The organism is Bilophila sp., from assembly GCF_057864385.1.
In genome coordinates, this window is record NZ_DBMAFI010000056.1 from 1 (window position 1) to 20897 (window position 20897).

A 20897-nucleotide genomic window follows, 5' to 3' on the forward strand; every position below is an offset into this window, starting at 1 on the left:
ACAGTGTGGTGAAAATACAGCCTTTTTCTCCAGTTTTCCCCTTGGCGAAACCTATGGCTAAGGCATTTTGCTGGTTATTCCTTTGAAACTTCAAGGAAAAAGCATCAATCATTTTCTAAAATAAAATTAATAATTTTAATGGATTATATCAAATCAACGACACGACCTAAAAAAGAGTTTTTAAGGAAAGGGAAAATAGCCTTCGGAAAGCGTTCCTTCACGTCCCCGGCGATTCACTGCACTTGCCCAGCAGCATTTCCAGAACGGCATCGGCCTCCATAGCGGCGGCCATGACGACGCGAGGGGCAAGGGGCGGCATGCCGGGCCCAATGCCGCTGACATGATCGCCGACCACGACAAGGCGGCTTCCGAGCTTCCGGGCGGTCATCGGAGCGCCGCCCCATCCAGCCATGCCGGAAGCGGAAACCACACGATGCCCGGCCAAAAGCAGGGCTTCGACGAGGCTCTTTTTCACTTCGGGATCATCCACGGCCTCGACAACGATGTCGCATCCGGCAAACAATGCGCAGGCCGAAGGGCCATCAAGGGCCCGCTGCTCAAGCCGCAGGACAGCGGACGGGTTCAGCTCCCGCAAAACCGCGCCCAACGCCTCAACCTTCGGCAATCCCAGATGCCGGGGGAAAAAATGCTGCCGGTTCAAATTGGACAGCGCCACCACATCCGGGTCCGCAATCACGAAATCCCGAATGCCCGTCCGGGCCAAAAAGACGGCGCAATTGGAACCTAGCCCACCCGCCCCGGCCATGCCGATGCGCGCCGACGCCAACACCCTGCGCTGTCCCGCCGTAAGATGCCCTTCCAATACGGCATCCCAGCCGACAACCCCATCCGCCATTCCGCACCTCCCCACAACGCCCCGCACAACGGAACTCCCGCCGAGCGGCCTCCCCACCAGTCAAAAGTTTTAGGGGGATAGGGGTGGGGTCTGGGGAGGGGAAAGGGAGCCCTTTTTCAAAAGGGGCCCTTTCCCCTCCCCAGTCTCCCCAATCCCCGACCTCCACCCTTCCCCTACGCCGACTTGCCGCAGGCGTAGGCTTCGTCAAGGGGCTCCCACGACTTGCACACAGGCTGATAGCCCTGCGCTTCAATAGCGGCAATCATCTGATCCACATCCCGGTTGTCGGCAATCTCAAACTGGGCGGTATCGTGCTCCCCGGCGGCATCCTGCGCGGCGTGGGCATGCCCGCCCACGGCGGTGGAAACGCCCGCCGAAATCTTGGTGACGCCAAGCCCGATGAGCCGATCGCGCAGGAACGGGCGCTCGCGCGTGGACAGCGTGATCCCCGCAGCGGGCAGATAGAGGCGGAGAGCTTGGATATACTGCACCAAATCCCGCTCGGAAGCGGGATGGATGTCGTTGAACGAACCCTCATGCGGACGCATGCGCGGCGCGGAAACGGCGATGTCCACACCGGGATACGCCGCCTGAATCCAGTCCGCGTGCAGCCCGGTGTAAAAGGCGTCGCGCCGCCACTGATCGAGGCCGAGCAGCGCGCCCACGTTCACCGAACGCATACCCGCACGGGCCGCCCGATCCGGGGCGTTCAGGCGGAACCGGAAATCGCGCTTGGGCCCGGCGGGGTGCAGCTTGAGGTACAGCTCCTCGTTGTAGGTCTCCTGAAACATCGTGAACGAATCCACCCCGGCGTCCACAAGCATCCGATACTCATCCTCGCTCATGGAATAGACCTCGACGCCGATGCTTGGGAAATACGGGCGCAGGCGACGGGCCGCCTCCGCTATGTACGCGGGCCCGGTCAGCCTGGGGGCGTCACCGGTCAACAGCAGGATATTGCGGAGCCCGGTCGCGGCGATGGCCTTGCCTTCGGACTCCACCTCCTCCATCGTCAGCATGGAACGATGGATATGGTTTTTCGTATTGAAGCCGCAATATACGCACTGGTTGGTACAGTAGTTGGCAAGATAAAGCGGCGTGAACAACTGGATGGAACGCCCGAACTGCCGGATCGTCACGTCGCGGGCAATGCGGGCCATCGTTTCAAGGTGCAGGGAAGCGGCGGGAGACAGCAGCGCCATGAAGTCCCGCGCGCTCAGACGACGCCCGTTTGCCGCCAGCTCCAGCGCGGACAGCACATCCGTTTCCGTGGCCGAAGCCAGCCCCTCCTCCACCGCATCCAGAGGCCACTCCGGCAGAATGTCGGAAAACAGACGGCTCATGACGCCGCCCCTTCATCATGCCCGCCGAGGAACCCGGTCAGCGGCGAGGAAGCCGAAGCCCCTCCCGGCAAGACCGGGCCCGCCTTGGCGAGGAAGGCGCTGCGCCCGGCGCGCACGGCTTCACCGAAAGCCGCGCCCATGCGTACCGGATCGCCCGACGTGGCAATGGCGGTATTCACAAGGCAGGCCGCCGCGCCCATTTCCATGGCTTCACAAGCCTGCGAGGGCTTGCCGATGCCCGCGTCCACAACGATGGGCAGGCTGATTTCCTCGATGAGGATGCGCACCATTTCCCTGGTCTGAAGGCCGCGGTTCGTGCCGATGGGCGCACCGAGGGGCATGACGGCGGCGGCCCCGGCATTCACGAGATCGCGGGCCACATACAGATCGGGGTTCATGTACGGCAGGACGGTGAAGCCTTCCTTGGCGAGGATTTCCGTTGCCTTCGCGGTTTCGTAGCCGTCAGGCAGGAGGTGGCGCGTGTCGGAAATGACTTCGATCTTGATCCAGTCGCCGCATCCGGCGGCACGGGACAGACGGGCGATGCGCACGGCCTCGTCAGCGGTACGCGCGCCGGAGGTGTTCGGCAAAAGCCGCATCGTGCCGGGGATGTGGCTCAGCACGTTGTCTTTCGGGTTGCCGAGATCCACACGCCGCAGCGCCACGGTGATGACTTCCGCGCCTGAAGCTTCCGCAACCGCCGGGATCAGGCTGTCCGAACCGTATTTTCCCGTACCGATGAACAGGCGGCTGTGCAGTTCCACACCGCCGATGATCAATGCATCCGAACTCGTTTTCATGGCCCATCCTTGAGTGAACACTCGGAAAATATGACGGGGCAAACACCCCAAAAGAACGCCCCGGAAAAGCACCCGGCGGTGCGGAGCAACGCCTGTCGGGTTCCCTCAACAGCCGACGCATGAGGGAGAACAAAGGAAGTCGGAGGCCAGAGGGATTCGCGTTTTCAATGAACGTTGCATTTCAACTATCTGAAATGCAAAACCCATTTTTTAGGCTGTGCCGCCAATTAGATATAATCTATTGAAATTATTTAACTATTTTTCAAGTCACAAAATATATTTTAAATAATTTCAAACAATTATACACATAATAATGACATTGCCTAAAAAACCACCGAAAAGGCAACTGTCCCGGAGGCCATCCCCCTTCAAGAGAATATCTGCTCCGGGAATCCTTACCCGCCGCCGACAAACTGCAGCAGTTCAAGCGAGTCGCCGTCCTGCAGGGCGGTTTCGGCAAACGTCCCGGCGGGCACGATGTCCCTGTTCCGCTCCACCACGATTTTTTCGGGCGACAGCCCAAGCCGGAGGATAAGGTCGAGCAACGTCGCCCCCTCGCTGCATACGGTGATCTCGCCGTTTACGGTGATATTCATGAAAGCCTCGTGCGGTTGGCCATCAACCAAAAAACGCCCGTCACGAGGGACGGGCGTTTCAGGATCAGGCATGATGACGCTTCCCTACGGCAGTACCAACTGCATCAGGTTCCAAGGGTCTGGGACAAACCCACTCTCAGCCTTTGACAGGCTCCCCTAGCTCGGATGACTATAGCGGGCGGCCCCCCTTCTGTAAAGAGCCGTTTTCTCCCTTCTTTCCGCTACTTTTTGATGATCAGCAATTCCTCAAGGGGACGCTTCGGCACATGATGGACGCCCTGCGCGTCGCGCCAGTACTTCACGGAGCCGTCAGCGCCCACGGTTTCAACGCAGCGGGCTTCCTTTTGGAAGCCGAGCGCCAGCACGAGCAGCGGCTCAAGGTTCTCCGGGATGTCCAACGCCTCACGGATCTTGCGCGGATCAAAGGACAGGAAAATGCAGCAGCCGAGATCCCGCGTGTACGCCGCCAACTGGATGGTCTGTGCGGCGATGCCCGCATCGATGGCATTCAATTTTGCCCGCGCCCCCGCTTCACCAAGAATGGCCACATAGCCGGTGGGACGCTCGCCCGCTTCGGGGCCGTCCCAATCGGGCAGCATCCCCGCCCACTTCAAGGCCGGAAAAACGGCGGCGCAAGCTTCCGGGGATTCCGCAACGGCAAACCGCAGCGCCTGAGCGTTTCCGCCGCAAGGCGTCACGCGGGCACACTCAATAAGCCAATCCAGCGTTCCGGCGGGCATCCCCTCGGCTTCCCGGAAGCGGCGGCAAGTCCGGGCCCCGGTTACAAGCTCAAGAAAATCCATAAACAGCTCCTTGGTTGGGATTGTAAGCACCGCTTCTTTCTAGCACCCGCCGGGCCGGCCTACAACGGGTTGCGTCCTGACGGGGCGCGGGATAGTGTGTCTTCGCCCGGTTACGGGGCCGTGTCCCTTGTGAGGGTCCCTCCGCAGGCTTCCCCGCGCCATGAGACGCCGCTTCCCTTCCGGGGCATACGACCCATTCCGCAAAGGATTTTTATGAAGTATCTCGCCATAGACTACGGCCAGAAACGCACCGGCATCGCGGTTTCGGATACCGGGGGCAGCATGGCCTTCCCCCGCAAAACCATCCTCATGCGTACCCGCGCCGCCTTTTTTGAGGAATTGCTCGCCCTCATTGAGGCCGAAGCCGCGGACGCCATCGTCATAGGGCTGCCCATCGACCTTGACGGCGAGGAGAGCCTCACAACCCGGCAAGTCCGCAACTTTTCCAAAAGCCTCGCCCGGCGCACCACCCTCCCCTTGTTTTGGATGGAGGAAGCCCTCAGCAGCTACGAAGCCGAACGGGATCTCCGGGACGCCGGACGTTCCGCAGCCAAGGGCCGGGCCGTACTCGACCAGCAGGCCGCAGTACGCATCCTACAGTCTTTCCTTGATCAACCGGAAGCCAAACGGAAAGCCATATGAACGAGTCCCCCGAAGCAGGCAAGAACGCGCCCGCTGCCTCACGCCCGGAAGAAACGGGCATCCCTTCCGTCCCGCCGGATGCGCGGGAACAGCAGGATACTCCAGCTCCACAACATCCCAATGCGGCCCCTCCCGAAGCCGAGGGGGGACGGCAGGCCGACAAGGAGCCCGACGCAACACCTCCCCTCCCCCCCCTTAAAAATGATGATGAAGAGGAGGGAGCGCCGCAACCCGCCTCTGCGTCCGAGATGCCCAAACCCAAGCGCCTCTGGCCGCGCTTCCTGTTCGGGTTCATGCTGCTGGTTTTGCTGGCTTGCGGCGGATCCGGTTGGCTGGCCTACGACTTTCTGAACAGCCCCGGCACCGATCCCGCCGTCGCGCCCGCTCAGAATGTGGAAGTGACCGTCAATCCCGGCACGACATTCCGCACCCTGACGCCTGAGCTCGTCCGCCTTGGGGCCGTGCGCAACGCCGACAAGTTCATCCTCCTGCTCCGGTGGATGAGCTACAGGGACATTCCCCACGCGCTCAAGCCCGGACGCTTCCGGCTCAACACGGGCTGGACGCCGCAACAGGTCATCGATCAACTGGTCAACGGCTCCCCCCTGCTCGACCGGGTAACGATCCCCGAAGGCCTCGCATGGTGGGAAGTGGGCAAGCGGCTGGAAAAGGCCCGGATGGTGCGTTTCGAGGATTTCGCCAAGCTCGTCCATGACCCGGCCTTCCTGCGGCACTGGGGCATTCCGTTCGACAGCGCGGAAGGCTTCCTGTTCCCGGACACCTACCTGATCATGCGTCCGCTGGAACTCAATGAAACCACGGCAAAATCGGTCGTCGGGCGGCTTATCGACAACTTCTGGCGCAGAACCGCCCCGCTCTGGCCCGGCGGCAAGCGTCCGGGCCCCTCCGGGCGGGACGGGGTGCGGCGTCTGGTCACGCTGGCTTCCATCGTCGAGCGGGAAACCGCCGTCCCCTCCGAGCGCCCCCGCGTCGCCGGGGTATATGCCAACCGGCTGCGGCTCAACATGCTGCTCCAAGCCGATCCCACCACTGCCTACGGGCTTGGGGAAGGCTTTGACGGCAACCTGCGGCGCAGGCACCTCGACGACGAATCCAACCCCTACAACACCTACAAACGCCCCGGCCTGCCGCCCGGCCCCATTTGTTCACCGGGCCTCGCCTGCCTCAAGGCGGCCGCCAACCCAGAAAAGCACGACTACATTTATTTTGTCGCGCGCGGGGAAGACGGCTCCCATGTGTTCAGCACCAATTTAGCCGCGCACAACAGGGCCGTCCGAGAGTATTGGGCGAAAAGGAGGGGGAAGTAGATACTTGGAGGGGGCGGGGGGAACTTTCTATAGAAAGTTCCCCCCGCCCCCTCCAAACCTCCCCCACCCCTCTCAAAGATTTTTGACCTTATCGAATCCCTCATGAAGGTTTTACAAAAAACAAGGCCGCATCATAGAAAAGGGTTGATGCTTTTTTCTTTGAAGTTCCAAAATAACCAGCAAAACGCCTTAGCCGCGGATTCCGTCAATGGAAAAACGGGATAAAAAGGCTGTGTTTTCACCGTGCTGTAGAGATGAAACGACCACATACCACGACAGAGCCTTACAAAAGACAAAGCCCTTTGAAGAGTCCCTTCAAAGGGCTATCATTTTAGCCAAAGGCTATGATAACAATCGGTTGATATTTCAGGCTGTATCACAATAAATTTTAACATTAATTATATCATAGCAATTGATTGATATTTCATTTAAAATTCCAAATGGATAGCCAGTAAAATTCAGATAAGAGCCTCAGTGACGGAAAAGCAGATAGAAACTGTATTTTCATCATATTATAAATATAAAATAACTACATCCATAGCAAATACTTAATGTTTTATTTTTCAAAATACTAAATAAAAATTCAACTGAACCAGTTAACCACGATAGGGCTCCATTCCTACGCAGGTTTAAGAACGGAATTCATCGCCAGAAAAATATTCTATATACATCCCAATATATGGGAATACTCATTATATTTATGGCTGTGTTATAGAAAATGGTTGATGTTTTTTTCCTTGAAGCTCCAAAGGGATAGCCGGCAAAATGCCTTAGCCGTGGATCCCGCCAAGGGGAAAACAGGAGAAAAAGGCTGTATTTTCACCGCACTGTGGAGATGAAACAACCACATACTATAACAGAACCTAAAAAATACCTTTCCTTGTCAGATTACGCCGGGCCTGAACAATATCAGCGTGCTGGAAAGGTGTTTTTTGTACATACCTCTTGTTTACACCGCACATAGCGGGCGTCTTATTGTTTCAGCCGTTTCGCACCCTCAACAGGCTAAAAGCCATAAACAAAGCCTGTTGAAAAAGCTTTCAACAGGCCGTTATCTTTCCCCAATCTCCCGCAGGAACGAACTCCCGCCGCGCAGCCTCCCCACCAGTCAAAAGTCTTTGAGGGGGAAAGGGAGGGGTTTGGGGAGGGAAAGGGGGAACTTTCTTCAGAAAGTTCCCCCTTTCCCTCCCCAATTTCCTTCACCCTTCCATAACCTTGATCCGATCAAACCCGGAAAGCAAACGGCGCTCCAACACGCGCACCCTGCTGACCAAAAGGACGGCGGCGACGGATACGCCGACGATAAACGCCGTCCAGAACCCCTGCGGGCCGACGGGGTCGCCCCACAGATGCGTCCTGCCGAGCGTGTAGCCCAGCGGCAGGGCGAGCATCCAATAGGAAACCAGCGTTACGCACAGAATGGCCCGCGTATCGTTATACCCGCGCAGGATGCCGACGCTGACCACCTGCACGGCGTCCGTAATCTGATAGGTCGCGGCGAACAGCAGCAAGTGCGACGCCAGCCCGAGCACTACCGGATCATTGTTGTAAACGGCGGCGATCTGATGCCTCCAGAGGATGGTCACCGTCGCCGTGCAGCACGCCGCCATGCAAGCCAAAAGCCATGAGGAACGGCTTGCCACGCGGACGGCCTCCACCGACTTGCGCCCAAGGGCAAACCCCGTGCGGATGGTTGCCGCCGTACCGATGGACAGCGGAACCATGAACAGCAGCGAGCTGAAATTCAGGGCGACCTGATGCCCGGCCACCTGAATGGCCCCAAGCGGCGCGATGAGCAGCGCCACCGCCGCGAACAGCGTCACCTCAAACAGCATGGCCAGCGCACCGGGGAAGCCGATTCCCACCAGCTTCTTGAGCGTTGCCCAAGCGGGGAGTTCCCATACCCGCCAAGCCATCAGTTCCCTCAGGTAGGGATGGCGGGAGGCATACACCACCATCGTCAGGAACATCGCCCAATAGACAATCGCCGTGGCGACGCCCGTACCCGGCCCGCCGAGCGCCGGGAGGCCGAACTTGCCGAAAATCAGGATGTAGTTGCATGGGATATTGATGAGCAGCCCCATAAAGCCCGCGAACATCGCCGGGCGCATAAGCGCCATTCCCTCCATGCCGCAGCGCAACGCCACGAACAGCAGATAGGCCGGCGCGCCCCAGATGATCGCCCGCAGGTACTGCCCCGTCATGAGCCCAAGAGAGCCCTCCACGCCCATATCGGCGAGATGGAACGATATCAGATAGACGATAATGATGAGCGGAACCGAAATGAACAGCGCCATCCAGATCCCCTGCCGCATGACGTGCCCGACGCCCTGCATGTGTTCGCCGCTCCGCATGGAGCCGGCCCCGCGAAGCTGCGCCACGCACGGCGTGACCGCAAGCAGCAGCCCCTGCCCGAACAGGATGAGCGGAACCCAAAGCGACCCGGCCAGCGCCACAGCCGCCATATCCACGGCCCCCACCCGGCCTGTCATGACCATATCCACAAACCCCATCGAAACCATGGCGATCTGCGCCAAAAGGGCTGGGACGGCAAGGGTAAACTGCGTTTTCATTTCAGTGAGATAGGCCCGACGCTTCGTAGACATGAAAAACCTCAAAAAGAAAAAAGGAGAAAGACAGCCCTCCCTGAAACACAGTTTCAAGGAGGGCTGTTGGACTATAGCTGGAACAGATAAAAAGGCAATCGCTTCCCATGCCCAAGAAAACGGAAATGGGGGCTTCGTTTGAGGGATGAAATCCCCTTTCCCATCGGGGGATGGTTCCGCATTGCGGAGTGTTCGTCCACCCGGAAACGCCCTTTCCTGCCGGGATGGAGGGGACGCACCCTGTCTGGAGCGCCCCGCTTCCGGCTTAAACGCTCAGATCATCGGAAGGCCGGATCTTCCGGCCCCGGTCAGCAGCAGCGCGAAACCAATCCCCTCCAGCGGAAATCCCCTTTCCCATCGGGGGAAGGTTCCGCATTGCGGAGCGTTCGTCCACCCGGAAACGCCCTTTCCTGCCGGGGTGAAGGGGACGCCTCTGTCTGGAGCGCCCTGCTTCCGGCTTAAACGCTCAGATCATCGGAAGGCCGGATCTTCCGGCCCACGGTCAGCAGCAGCGCGAAACAAATCCTCTCCAATGGAAATCCCCTTTCCCATCGAGGGAAGTTCCACATTGCGGAGCGTTCGTCCACCCGGAAATCCCCTTTCATGCCGAGGTGGAGGGGACGCACCTGTCTGGAGCGCCCCGCTTCCGGCTTAAACGCTCAGATCATCGGAAGGCTGGATCTTCCGGCCCACGGTCAGCAGCAGCGCGAAGCAAACCAACGCAATGGCGATCCCCACGATGTTGGACATCTCGTAGGACATGCCGAAGCCCATGCTCTTCTCAAAGCAAATATATACGGCACTTACAGCCGTCATGAAGCAGGCGGGCACGGAGGCAATCCAGTGGAACTTGCCCCGGTGCAGCAAGTAGGCGGCTGCGGCCCACAGCATGATGGCGGCGAGGGCTTGGTTGGCGAACCCGAAGTAACGCCACAGCATCCCAAAGGGAATGAAGTTCAGGGCGACGCCCACGACAAACAGCGGGACGGCAATCATCAGGCGGTTCTTGTGCGGGCGCTGATCATAGCCGAGGGCGTCAGCGATGGTCAGGCGGGCCGCACGGAAGGCCGTATCGCCGGATGTCACGGGCAGCACCACAACGCCGAGGACGGCGAGGGCACCGCCAAACGCGCCAAGCAGCTCCACGGAAATGTTGTTTACGACCAGAGCGGCGTTCCCCTTGGGGCCGAGGGCGGCGTCAAGGGCGGCGGTATCCGTATAGAAAGACATGCCGAGCGTCACCCAGATGAGCCCGATAACGCCTTCCGCAATCATCGCGCCATAAAAAATCTGCCGTCCATGCTTTTCGTTGCTGATGCAGCGGGCCATCAGCGGGGACTGCGTGGCGTGGAAGCCGGAGCAGGCGCCGCAAGCGATGGTGATGAACACCAGCGGCCAAGCGGGCAGGCCGGCGGGGTTCTGCGTCGTCCATTCAATATTGCTGTAGAAGGTGTATCCCTTGAAGGCCAGAGCAGCCAGCAGGCCGACCGCCATGAACACCAGCAGTACGGCGAAGAACGGATAGATGCGCCCGATGATCTTGTCCACGGGCAGAATCGTGGCGAGGAAGTAGTAGGCAAAGATGATCGCCACAAAAAGCATGCTGTTTATGCCGGTCAAGTGGGAGAGCAGGCCTGCGGGCCCCGCCACGAAGACCACGCCCACCAGAATGAGCAGCACGACGGCGAACACGCGCATGAGCTTCCTGATGGGTTCGCCAAGGTTATATCCAACAATGTCGGGCACGGACTTGCCGTTATAACGGACAGACAGCATCCCTGAGAAATAGTCATGCACGGCACCGGCGAACACGCAGCCGATCACGACCCACACGAGGGCTATGGGGCCATAGAGGGCACCAAGGATAGGCCCAAAGACAGGCCCAAGCCCGGCGATGTTCAACAGTTGGATCAGAAACACCTTGGCGGGGCTCATCTCCACATAGTCCACACCGTCAGGCATTTTGCAGGCGGGCGTGGGACGGTTGGGGTTCGGCCCGAACACCTTTTCCACAATGGATCCATATACGAAATACCCACCCAACAGCCCCGCAAGGGCCAACACAAAATACATCCATGAAGGCATACAAATCCCCCTCTAAACGTGAATGTTACGGAACCGCCCTCCCTTACGGCAAGGAGGCTGCTCCATTATAGTACGGAGTCTAATCCCGTATTTCTTTCTGAGTCAAGGGGGAAAGTGCTTTTTGCGCAATAGGATACAAAATCGGGCAGTCTGATTTGGGCCCCTTGGCACGCCGCATCTTCATGGAAGAGGGGCGTACCAAAAACAAAAGGCTGCGCCATAGGAAAGGCTGCTGCTTTATTTCTTGAAATTCCAAAGGAATAACCGGAAAGGCTGTGTTTAAGTTTGTGGTTGATACAAGATTCCAACTGGAAAGGAAGAGTTCTTTGGAAATTATCTGGAGGTCTCGCAACAATTCTTCAAAACCGGATTTCATGTAATGAGCAAAAAATGAGAGAGCCCCACATCACCAGACGTGGAATGAGCTTTTATCTATTGATTTTCATTGAAAAAATCATCAACCGTAAAATTGAACACAGCCAAATAAAAAGGGAAGGGAGCCGAAACTCCCTTCCCATTGAAGCTAACCGGAATCGGCGTCAGCCGACTTCAATTAGAAAGCGTACTTCAGGGTCACAGCACCGCGGACGTTGTTTTCGCGGTAGTTGTCAACGTCCTTACCCCAAACATTTTCGTCGAGGTCAAGGTTGATGTAGCCGAGTTCGACGCCGAGGGTCAGATCCTGGTAGATCTTGTACTGGGTGTCGAAGTTGACTTCCCAAGCCTTATCGGCGGTGGTCATGTACAACTGGCGACCGAAACCTTCGTCTGCGCTCGAGATATAAGCACCACCGTTACGGGCCATTTCGGTGTTGTTCGTACCCTTGATGAAGCCGACACGGAGCACATGGGTCAGGTCTTCCATGAAGGAGATGTCCTTCGCCTGCAAGTACACGCCCATCTTACCGTCGTTGCTCAGGCCGAGCATATCGCAAGCAATACGCCCGTAGTTGTCATCGAAGCCGTAGGACGAAGCCGTCCAAGAACCTACGATGCTGGGCATACGTTCGGAACCGTTGGTCGAGCTGCTGTCATCACCGGAAGCATACCAGAACAGGATGCCGGGGGTGAAGTAATCCATCTTGTATTCGGCGAGGATGGAGGCGAACCAACCGGAACGCTCAACATCAAACTTTCCGACGGTACCCATGTCAACGCTACCATAAGCGGCGTCAAGGGCGACACGGAAAGGATCGAAGTAGGTCAGTTCGGAAGCGACGCCAACCCACCAAGCATTCCCGTGGCGGTCGATATCCGCACCCAAGAGAGCGGGAGCGCCGATAGGAAGCATACGCTCGGCAAGAATGGTTTCAGACGCACCATAACCAGAGGCAGAGCCAGCACCATCAAAGCTGTCACGGCCAATCGCGCCATACATGGCCCACGGGGTCACCTTCACGCCGTCGAAGGTCAACGGAACGGTCAAGCCGATGAAGTCCATCGCGTTGCTGGAAGGATGATCATTACCGTAGTAGTCGTTATTGTCGTTTTCAGCACGGAGCCAGAAGAGGCTGGCGCCCACGTTTTCGGTGAACTGACCGGAGATGGTGATACCGGCGCCGTCAGCGGAACCGCCACCGAGGATGGGGCTGTTGGAAACGAAACCGGGCAGGCTGAAGTTCTGGAGGCCCATACGAACCTTGGCGTCGGTCTGGGGGATCACCCAGTCAACGTAGCTGTAACGAACCTTGATTTCCTTGCCGTCGGTACCAAGAGCACCACCCTGCTTAGCGCTACCCCAGTTGGTGTCACCGATTTCGAGGAACACAACACCCTTCAAGGATTCGGAAGCGATGACGTCGATCTGAGTACGCAGACGCTGCTTCGCGGTGAAGTTATCACCGTCGCTGTCTTTGAGGAAACCGTTATGGCCTACCTGCCAAGAAAATTCCCACAAACCCTTGGCCTTGATATCAGCAGCCTGAGAACCAGCAGCAGCGCCGAGCACGAGGCCGGCAGCAAGAAGCAGAGTCACGATGCGCTTCATTTCTATTCCTTCCTTCTTAAATAAAATTCCTTGCTCAGTGAACACAGGACAATCCAGTGTTCGGGTCTCTTTTCTCACAACTCTAAACCGAGATCAAGCCTTTTTGTAAAAAAATTTAAACTTCGTGATTCTCATCCCTCCCAAACGGCCTTAAAAGGCAAAATCCCTGTACCGCCTCTGGGTGATGAGGGGCCGCCCTTCCCTGACGAGGGATTCACATTTTCGAGGATTTTCTAAAAAATTCGTTTTGAATTTTAGATAGTTGAAATGTGGCTTTCACTCAATAGCGAATGTCTCCCCTGACACGCATCTTGACCTAGCCCGCACCGTCATTGAGCGCCCCGGCCCCGCCCTTCCCCTGACACGGGCTCGAAACGACGATCCGGCTTCCACAAGGTCGCCCCTCCCCCTGCCCCTTCCCGGATACGGGCAACCGCGTGGTGCCTTCCGGCTGTACGGCAATCCCGACCCTGCCCTGACACGCATATTGCCCCGGCCCGCGCCGCCATTGAACGCCCCGGCCCTTCTCCTTCCCCTGACGCGGGGCTTGACGGGACGCCGCAAGTACGCAAATAGTCGTATTGTACGGTTGCTCAACGCTCCCGCCCGCATCCAAAGACCTCTTTTAAGGATAGACGCATGGGTTTCTTCTCAAGTATCAAACGGCTGTGGTCATCGAATAAAACTGAGGCAACTCCGCAAACGCCGCAGGCTCCGGCAGAGGAAGCGCAGACAGCTTCCCAGCCGACGGAAACGGAAGGCGGCACGTCCCCCGAAACGCCTCCCGCTCCCGACACGCCGCAGCCTCCTGCGGTTTCGGAAACGTTGCCGGAAACGGCCTCCGCAGGGCCGCAGCAGGACGCTCAGGAAGCGGATCAGCCCGCAGCCGGACAATCTTTTGAACCGGACGGAACCCCCGCGCCTGTTGCCGCACGCACAGCAAAGGACGGCCTGCCCGAAGCCTCCACCTCTGCGTCTGCCGCACATGCCGCGGGGGGCGGCCTGCCCGAAGCGCCCGCGCCCGTTGCCCAGCCTGCCCCCCAGCCGTATGCGCCGGTGGAATCCTCAGGATGGCGGGCCACGTTGCTGCTTGCCCTCCGGGAAGCCGAGCCGCGCCTGTCCGTGTGGCTGTCCATCGTTCTGGAAGACCTCGGCCCCGATGCGCGCACGGGTGACGAGCTCTGGGAACGGGTCCGCTTCCTTTTGACCGCCCTTGGAGCCCCGGAAAACGAAGCCGATGCCTTCGTCTCCGATTTCGCGGCGTGGGCCGAGCGCATGGAATACGAAGAAGTGGCGGACTTCCGTTCGGAATTGCAGTACCGCCTCGCCCTTGCGCTCGATCTTGAAGACGAGGAGGATGAGCGCAGCCGCATTTTCCTCAAGCTGCATCAAGGGTTGGAACGCACCCGCGAACAGCTCGGCAAAGGGCTTTCCACCCTCTTCGCCAGCCACGGCGACCTCTCCGCCGACTTCTGGGACGAATTGGAAGAGCTCTTTATCATGGCGGACATGGGCGTCGAAGCCGCGTCTGAGCTGTGCAAACGCCTCAAATCCCGCGCTCGTGCCGCTTCCGCAACCACCCCTGAGGAACTCCGCCCCCTCCTTGCGGCGGAACTGGAAGAAATTTTCCGCATCCCGCGCGGCGTTGTGGCGGTCAACCCGCCTGAGGTCGTGCTGATCATCGGCGTCAACGGCGTGGGCAAGACCACGACCATCGCCAAGCTCGCCTACCGCGCCCGCATGCAGGGCAAAAAAGTCCTCCTTGCCGCCGCCGACACCTTCCGGGCCGCCGCCGTGGAGCAGCTCGGCATTTGGGCGGAACGCACGGGTTCCGGCTTCCACTCCAAAGGACAGAATGCCGATCCCGCCGCCGTGGCATGGGAAGCGATGGATATAGCCATCAGGGATCAATATGATATTCTGTTTATTGATACCGCCGGGCGTCTGCACACCAAAAGCAACCTGATGGACGAGCTCCACAAAATCCGGGAGGTCATCGCCCGCAAACATCCCGGCGCTCCGCACCGCAGCATCCTTATTGTAGACGCCACCACCGGACAGAACGCGCTCCAGCAGACAAAGATATTCAAAGAAGCCGCCGGTATTGACGAACTCATCCTGACCAAGCTCGACGGTACCGCCAAGGGCGGCGTCGCCGTAGCCGTTTCCATGCAGTACGGCATCCCGATCACCTATGTCGGCCTCGGCGAAAAAATGGAAGACCTCCGCCCCTTCAACGGGGACGACTTCGCCAAGGCGCTCCTTGAGCAGTAACGGGACGACAAAAAAGGAGGAACCTTTCTGCAAAAGGCTCCTCCCTTTTGAGGGCGGCTTCATCTTGAGCGGACTGAAAAGGCCACAGCAAACAATTGCTGTTTTATTTGGCCCTGTCAGGGCACATGGTTGTTTTGTCTCAGCAATATGCTGAAACTATACTTTTTCTCTAATCTTTCCGCTGGCGGGCTCCATGATTGGGGGATTGATTAGTTCTTTGGAATTTCAAGAAATAAAGCATCAGCCGTTTTTTACGGCACAGCCTTTTATTTTGGCTCTGTTATAGTATGCGGTTGTTTCATCTCCACAGTGCGATGAAAAATAGAGCTTTTTTCTAGTTTTCCCCTTGGCGGGATCCACTGCTAAGGCATTTTGCCGCTTATCCCTTTGGAGTTTCAAGGGAAAAGCATCAACCATTTTCTATAACACAGCCTTTATTTTTGAAATCTCAAACGGATAACCGGTAATATATCACAATAACAGCACGTCCCACCGGAAAGATGGGAGAAAAAGGCTGTTCCGTCACTGCGGAGATGGAACGAACATATTCCATGACACAGCAGCAATATAGATCGTGTCGTTAATAGATATAATCTATTGGAATTATTAAATTATCTTTCAAGTTACAAAAATATTTTCAATAATTCATATAGTTATATGTAAAATGACAAAGCGGCCTAGAAAGGAAGGGAACTTTTCTGGAGGCTGTGCAATAGAAAATGGTTGATGCTTTTTTCTTTGAAGGCCCAAAGGGATAACCAACAAAATGTTTCAGCTATGGATTCCGCCAAGGGGAAGACTGGAGAAAAAAGCTGTATTTTCAGCGTGCTGTGGAGATGAAACAACCACATACCATGACAGAGCCTTTCTGGGAAAGGTTTCCTCTTCCCCGAATCTGCCAGCGTGGAGTCCGCTGCGCCCTTCCTAAATGTTTTGTACCTACCGGCTCCCCCTTCATGGCCATTTCTGAGGAGGCTTCCCTTTGGTGGATGATAGTTGAAAGTGGAAGTCCCTGCCATTTCCCCCTTCTCCCCTCAACCTTTTTGACTTTTTTCCGTTTTTTTCCGAAAGTATACCATTTCACACGTGAACCATCCTCAAAAAACACGCTTTGGAGCGGGCGGGGCCTTTGGGGGAAGCAGCGCCCGCGCTTCTTCGCCCATCCCCTTCCCCTGTTCCCCATACGCCGGAGGCCTGCATGTACGACATCGACGATCTGAAAAACCTTGTGGACATGGCGGCGGGCGGGCGCAGCCCCGCCGACCTCCTCATCACCAACGCGAAGCTGGTGGACGTGCTGACCGGAGAAATCCGGGAAACGGACGTCAGCGTGGGCGGAGGCAAAATCCTCGGCTTCTCGCATACCGAGGCTGTGAAGGTCGTTGACGCGCAGGGAGCCTACCTGCTGCCCGGCCTCATCGACGCCCACATCCATATCGAATCCAGCATGGTGAGCCCCGCGCGTTTCGCCGGGCTGGTACTCCCGCACGGCACCACCAGCGTCGTGGCCGATCCGCATGAAATCGCCAATGTCCACGGTCTGGAAGGCATCCGGTACATGCTGGAAAACGGGCGCCATCTGCCTCTCAACATTTTTATCTCCCTCCCCTCCTGTGTCCCGGCGACGCCGTTCGAGGATTCCGGCGCGATCCTTTCCGCCGAAGAACTGGAAGAGCTCATCGACGACCCCAAAGTGACCGGGATCGGCGAAATGATGAACTTCCCCGGCGTCGTCTCCGGCGACTACGACGTGCTGGCAAAAATCCAGCTCGGCACGTCCCACGGCAAAATTGTGGACGGGCACGCTCCCGGCCTGCTGGGCCGGGATCTCGACGCCTATCTTGTCACCGGGATTACGAACACCCACGAGTGCACCACGCTTGAAGAAATGCGCGAGAACCTTCGCCGGGGCAGCTACATCCTGATCCGCGAAGGCTCCGCCGCCAAGAACCTCCGAACGCTCCTGCCCGGCGTCACGCCCGGCAACGCGCGGCGCTGCGCGTTCTGCTGCGATGACCGCCATATTGAGGATATCGTTTCCGACGGGCACATGGACAACCATCTGCGCCTCGCCGTAGGCATGGGGATGGACCCGGTACAGGCCGTCACCATGTGTACGCTCAACGCCGCGGAATGCTTCGGGCTGCGCAACAAGGGAGCCGTCGCCCCCGGCAGGGACGCCGATTTCATCCTTGTGGACGACCTCAAGGCCTTCCGCGTGCGCAAGGTCTTCACGGCCGGACGGCTGATCGCCGAAGACGGGCGTGTCCTCATCCCGCTGGATGACGCGGCTGCGGGGGCGCCTTCCCATTCCATCCACCTCAAGCCGCTGGACGAAGATGCCCTGTCCTTGCCTGTCCGCACCGGAAAGGCCCGTGTCATCGGCATTGAGCCCGCCTCCCTCGTTACGAAAAACCTCATCCGCGAGGTAAAGACCGATGATGCGGGATGTTTCCAGTCCTCGCTGAATCCCGGCCTGACCAAAATCGCGGTCATCGAACGGCATAAGAGGACGGGAAAGCTCGGCATCGGGATTCTGGAAGGCTATGGGCTCACGGGAGGGGCCATAGCGACGACCATTTCCCACGACTCCCACAACATTGTCGTAGCGGGCGACAACGACCCCGATATGCTGCTTGCCGTCCGGGAGTTGGCGGACATGGGCGGCGGCATCGTCTCCGTGCACGGAGGGGCTGTCCGGCGTTTGCCCCTCCCCATCGCGGGCCTCATGACCTCCGCCGATCCGCAGGAAGTCAACGCCGTCCATCATGAAATGCTCGTTGCCGCGCGTGCGGAGCTCGGCATCCCCGAAGACGTCGAACCGTTTATGACCCTCAGCTTCATGGCCCTCCCCGTCATCCCGGAACTCAAGCTGACCGCCCGCGGCCTGTTCAACGTCAACACTTTTTCCTTCGTCGGCGTGGAAGCCGACTGATGAGGTGCGCCATGCCCAGACTCTTGCCGGGGACATCCCCCGAAACCGATCTTTATGCCCTCACCGACGATGAGCTGTCCCTCGGCCGTCCGGCGGTTGAAGTCGCCAAGGCCCTGCTCGACAGCGGCATCAAGATCCTCCAGTACCGCGAAAAGGAAAAAAAGGCCGGGCAGATGCTCAAAGAGTGCATGGAACTGCGCCGCCTGACCCGCGAGGCCGGCGCCTGCTTCATCGTGAATGATCACGTTGACATTGCCATCCTCTGCGAAGCCGACGGCGTACACGTCGGCCAGGAGGATCTCCCTGTCGAGGCCGTGCGCCGTCTCGTTGGCCCGGACATGATCATCGGCCTGTCCACCCATAGCCCGGAGCAGGCCCGCGCAGCCGTAGCCTCCGGCGCCGACTATATCGGGGTCGGCCCCATTTACCCGACGCAGACCAAAAAGGACGTATGCGCCGCGGTAACCCTCGACTACCTTGATTGGGTGGCCGCCAACATCACCCTGCCGTTCGTCGCCATTGGGGGCATCAAGCGCCACAACATTGCGGACGTCATCGCGCATGGCGCCCGCTGCTGCGCCCTCGTTTCCGAGTTCGTCAGCGCCCCTGACATTCCCGCCCGCGTTGCCGAAGTCAGGGCCGCAATGAAAAAAGAGTGTTTTTACAGGTGAGAGGACAAATTATTCCCTCTCGCCGCCATGTTGCGCGATGGAGGGCGGGCGCATTCCAAGAGTGCCTTGCAGGAAGCGCTTGACCTCCGCCTGATACGGTCATATGTGTTCGACATGAACGGAATCTTCCATGCTCCCAAGTGGTTCGCTCTGCTTCTCCTCGCCGCGTTCACGCTGGCGAACAGCCCCGTGTGGGCCGCTCCGAAGCCTGTCGCCGACAAGGGCGGAGAAAAAAAGGAAGAGGTCGTATGGGGCGAAATGCCTGCTGGAGCCAAAACAACCTATATCGGCATCCACGGAGGCACAGTGCCCGTCAGCCTGCTGACGGCGGGGGACGGTTCCCCTATGATCGCACTCGTGGGCCTGACCGGAAGCGATTTCCTGAACTTTCTGCGTACCAACGGCAGATTGCAGGAAGAACCCCTGTTTGCCGACAACACAGGGATCTACGCTCCGGGGGCTTACCCTTCGGATATGGACGACAACCCCGTACAGCCAGCAGAGCCTGACGCATCTGCACCACAGCCGACTAAGAATGCGACGCAACCCGTGACCGGGAACGCTACGCAGCCGCTGGCAAGCGAGCAGACAGCGCAGCAAACCGCCGACAGCCAGCCTACGGAGCTTCCCGAAACCGATCCCGCCATCCCCTCCGAGAGCAATGCTACGCTGCTTTTGGCTGGCTCATCTTCTGGAGACATCCCCGTCATCTATGCCACGGGACGGAACTTTGAACGGCTGAGCCTTGTCCCCGCTAACTGGGCCCCCTTTGGCCTGACTGAAAAAGCCCTTTCACTTGAAGGGGAAGTAAAAGTTCTCGCCCCGCCCAAGATGCTGCCCAAGCGGCACGCTCTCAAGAAAAAACGGCGCTAACCGTGATGAACTTACCCAAAGAGGGAAGGAACGTTTCTCCTTCCCTCTTTTTTATTGGCCCTGGCATAGCAAAAGTCTGATGTTCCATTTCATGCAGTTCGAGATAGATACTGAGGAAAATATTTTTTGCAGTTGGGTTCGCCAGCAACTTCCTTCAAAAACTCAGTGGAATCAATGCGTGTAAAATCACATCAATCAAATGCTGTGGCAGAGCCTTTAGTTTATTCGCCTTGAGTTCACACCGATTTTAAAGGAATATAGAGTTCCTCCGCCCTCTTTTTTCAAAGTAAGCTGAAACTCAATTTCCGCTAAGGTTCTTTCCATCCCCCACTCAAAGGTTTTCCGGTACAACTTCTCAACTGGTACACATAGCAATGAGCTATGCCCTAGAGGAAAAATTCCTTAAAGTTAAGTAAGCACCAATCTCTTTCCTCCAGTTCTTCGACAGTTCTGATAGCCGCAGTTTTCCGTCTGCTGAAGCGTAAAAACGAAGGGTTCTCTGCCCAGAGGGCGCCTCTGAGGAACGCCTCTTTGCTTTTGCAGTGCTTCCTAAAGGCTGTGCAGCAGCAAACGATTGAGTTTTTTTGGCTCTGTAATAAGTATCTGGCTGTTTTATCTACGCAATACAACACTACAACTATAGATTTTATCCAATTTTCTGCTTTTCTGCCGATGGACTCTATGGTTGGGGAATTTTTAGTTATTCCATTGGGATTTAAAGAAAGCATCAACCGTTTCCTATGCGGCTTCATGTTGAAGTTCCAAGTGACAGCCCCAAAAGCCCATGATCGTAGGGTCTGCCAAGCGGGAAAGCAGAGAAAAAACGGTATGCCTGTCATGTTTTAAAAAGGCTCTGTTATAGCTTGTGGTTGTTTCATCTCCACAGTGTGGTGAAAATACAGCCCTTTTCTCCGGTTTTCCCCTTGGCGGGAGCCACGACTAAGGCATTTTGCCGGTTAATCCTTTGGAACTTTAAGGAAAATCTATAACACAGCCTTTAAGGAAGGATATCACGCCCCACGGCAGGGGTTTCTTAAAGGCATTGCATTGGAAGCGACGGGGCACGAAGAGGGAGAGAGGGGAGGTTACGGGAAGGGG

16 protein-coding genes and 1 riboswitch are annotated in these 20897 nt (G+C 57.6%); of the genes, 7 read left to right on the forward strand and 9 right to left on the reverse strand.

Annotated features, from left to right (window positions below; all coding sequences use genetic code 11):
• Window positions 1-217 precede the first annotated feature (217 nt).
• The 5 genes from thiF to ACZM8Y_RS14290 form a co-directional block, all read right to left on the reverse strand.
• Window positions 218-856 (reverse strand): sulfur carrier protein ThiS adenylyltransferase ThiF, encoded by a 639-nt coding sequence (gene thiF, locus ACZM8Y_RS14270; RefSeq protein ID WP_337430424.1) that lies wholly within the window; start codon window positions 854-856, stop codon window positions 218-220.
• A gap of 173 nt (window positions 857-1029) precedes the next feature.
• On the reverse strand, window positions 1030-2199 hold the full coding sequence (thiH, locus tag ACZM8Y_RS14275) for a 2-iminoacetate synthase ThiH (protein ID WP_479859555.1): 1170 nt from the start codon (window positions 2197-2199) through the stop codon (window positions 1030-1032).
• A complete protein-coding gene (locus ACZM8Y_RS14280; protein WP_479859556.1) occupies window positions 2196-2999 on the reverse strand; it encodes a thiazole synthase in 804 nt (267 codons plus the stop codon). Before ACZM8Y_RS14280 ends, thiH begins: the two co-directional genes overlap by 4 nt.
• A gap of 395 nt (window positions 3000-3394) precedes the next feature.
• Entirely contained in the window at window positions 3395-3667 is a 273-nt protein-coding gene (gene thiS, locus ACZM8Y_RS14285; RefSeq protein WP_368044263.1) for a sulfur carrier protein ThiS, read from the reverse strand.
• A riboswitch (TPP riboswitch) is annotated at window positions 3660-3763 on the reverse strand. It overlaps the preceding gene by 8 nt.
• Window positions 3764-3816: 53 nt before the next feature.
• Window positions 3817-4398, reverse strand: a complete 582-nt coding sequence (locus ACZM8Y_RS14290; protein ID WP_302553313.1) for a nitroreductase family protein — start codon at window positions 4396-4398, stop codon at window positions 3817-3819.
• A gap of 213 nt (window positions 4399-4611) precedes the next feature.
• Here ACZM8Y_RS14290 and ruvX point away from each other — a divergent pair, with 213 nt between their 5' ends.
• Together ruvX and mltG are read left to right on the forward strand one after the other, a co-directional pair.
• Complete coding sequence (gene ruvX / locus ACZM8Y_RS14295; RefSeq protein WP_302553312.1) at window positions 4612-5040, forward strand: Holliday junction resolvase RuvX; 429 nt, start codon at window positions 4612-4614, stop codon at window positions 5038-5040.
• The gene (mltG, locus tag ACZM8Y_RS14300; RefSeq protein ID WP_479859557.1) at window positions 5037-6368 is read left to right on the forward strand and encodes an endolytic transglycosylase MltG; all 1332 of its coding nucleotides are present in this window, start codon (window positions 5037-5039) and stop codon (window positions 6366-6368) included. Before ruvX ends, mltG begins: the two co-directional genes overlap by 4 nt.
• Before the next feature lie 1199 nt (window positions 6369-7567).
• Here mltG and ACZM8Y_RS14305 read toward each other — a convergent pair.
• The 4 genes from ACZM8Y_RS14305 to ACZM8Y_RS14320 form a co-directional block, all read right to left on the reverse strand.
• Complete coding sequence (locus tag ACZM8Y_RS14305; RefSeq protein WP_308772147.1) at window positions 7568-8974, reverse strand: MATE family efflux transporter; 1407 nt, start codon at window positions 8972-8974, stop codon at window positions 7568-7570.
• Window positions 8975-9625: 651 nt separating this feature from the next.
• Window positions 9626-11059, reverse strand: a complete 1434-nt coding sequence (locus tag ACZM8Y_RS14310) for a carbon starvation CstA family protein (protein ID WP_482333832.1) — start codon at window positions 11057-11059, stop codon at window positions 9626-9628.
• Between the two features lie 79 nt (window positions 11060-11138).
• Window positions 11139-11435, reverse strand: coding sequence for a hypothetical protein (locus ACZM8Y_RS14315; protein ID WP_487480171.1), 297 nt, complete (start codon window positions 11433-11435; stop codon window positions 11139-11141).
• Between the two features lie 177 nt (window positions 11436-11612).
• A complete protein-coding gene (locus ACZM8Y_RS14320; RefSeq protein ID WP_489501818.1) occupies window positions 11613-13046 on the reverse strand; it encodes an outer membrane homotrimeric porin in 1434 nt (477 codons plus the stop codon).
• A 639-nt stretch (window positions 13047-13685) separates the two neighbouring features.
• Here ACZM8Y_RS14320 and ftsY point away from each other — a divergent pair.
• The 5 genes from ftsY (at window position 13686) to ACZM8Y_RS14345 (ending at window position 20645) form a co-directional block, all read left to right on the forward strand.
• Window positions 13686-15320, forward strand: coding sequence for a signal recognition particle-docking protein FtsY (gene ftsY, locus ACZM8Y_RS14325; protein WP_482333830.1), 1635 nt, complete (start codon window positions 13686-13688; stop codon window positions 15318-15320).
• Between the two features lie 1198 nt (window positions 15321-16518).
• The gene (gene ade / locus ACZM8Y_RS14330) at window positions 16519-18255 is read left to right on the forward strand and encodes an adenine deaminase (RefSeq protein ID WP_337430344.1); all 1737 of its coding nucleotides are present in this window, start codon (window positions 16519-16521) and stop codon (window positions 18253-18255) included.
• A gap of 11 nt (window positions 18256-18266) precedes the next feature.
• A complete protein-coding gene (gene thiE, locus ACZM8Y_RS14335; protein WP_302554244.1) occupies window positions 18267-18926 on the forward strand; it encodes a thiamine phosphate synthase in 660 nt (219 codons plus the stop codon).
• A gap of 27 nt (window positions 18927-18953) precedes the next feature.
• Window positions 18954-19799: a hypothetical protein gene (locus ACZM8Y_RS14340; RefSeq protein WP_337430342.1), complete on the forward strand. Its 846-nt coding sequence runs from the start codon at window positions 18954-18956 to the stop codon at window positions 19797-19799.
• 531 nt (window positions 19800-20330) lie between these two features.
• Entirely contained in the window at window positions 20331-20645 is a 315-nt protein-coding gene (locus ACZM8Y_RS14345) for a hypothetical protein (protein WP_479859317.1), read from the forward strand.
• The last annotated feature ends 252 nt before the right edge of the window (window positions 20646-20897 follow it).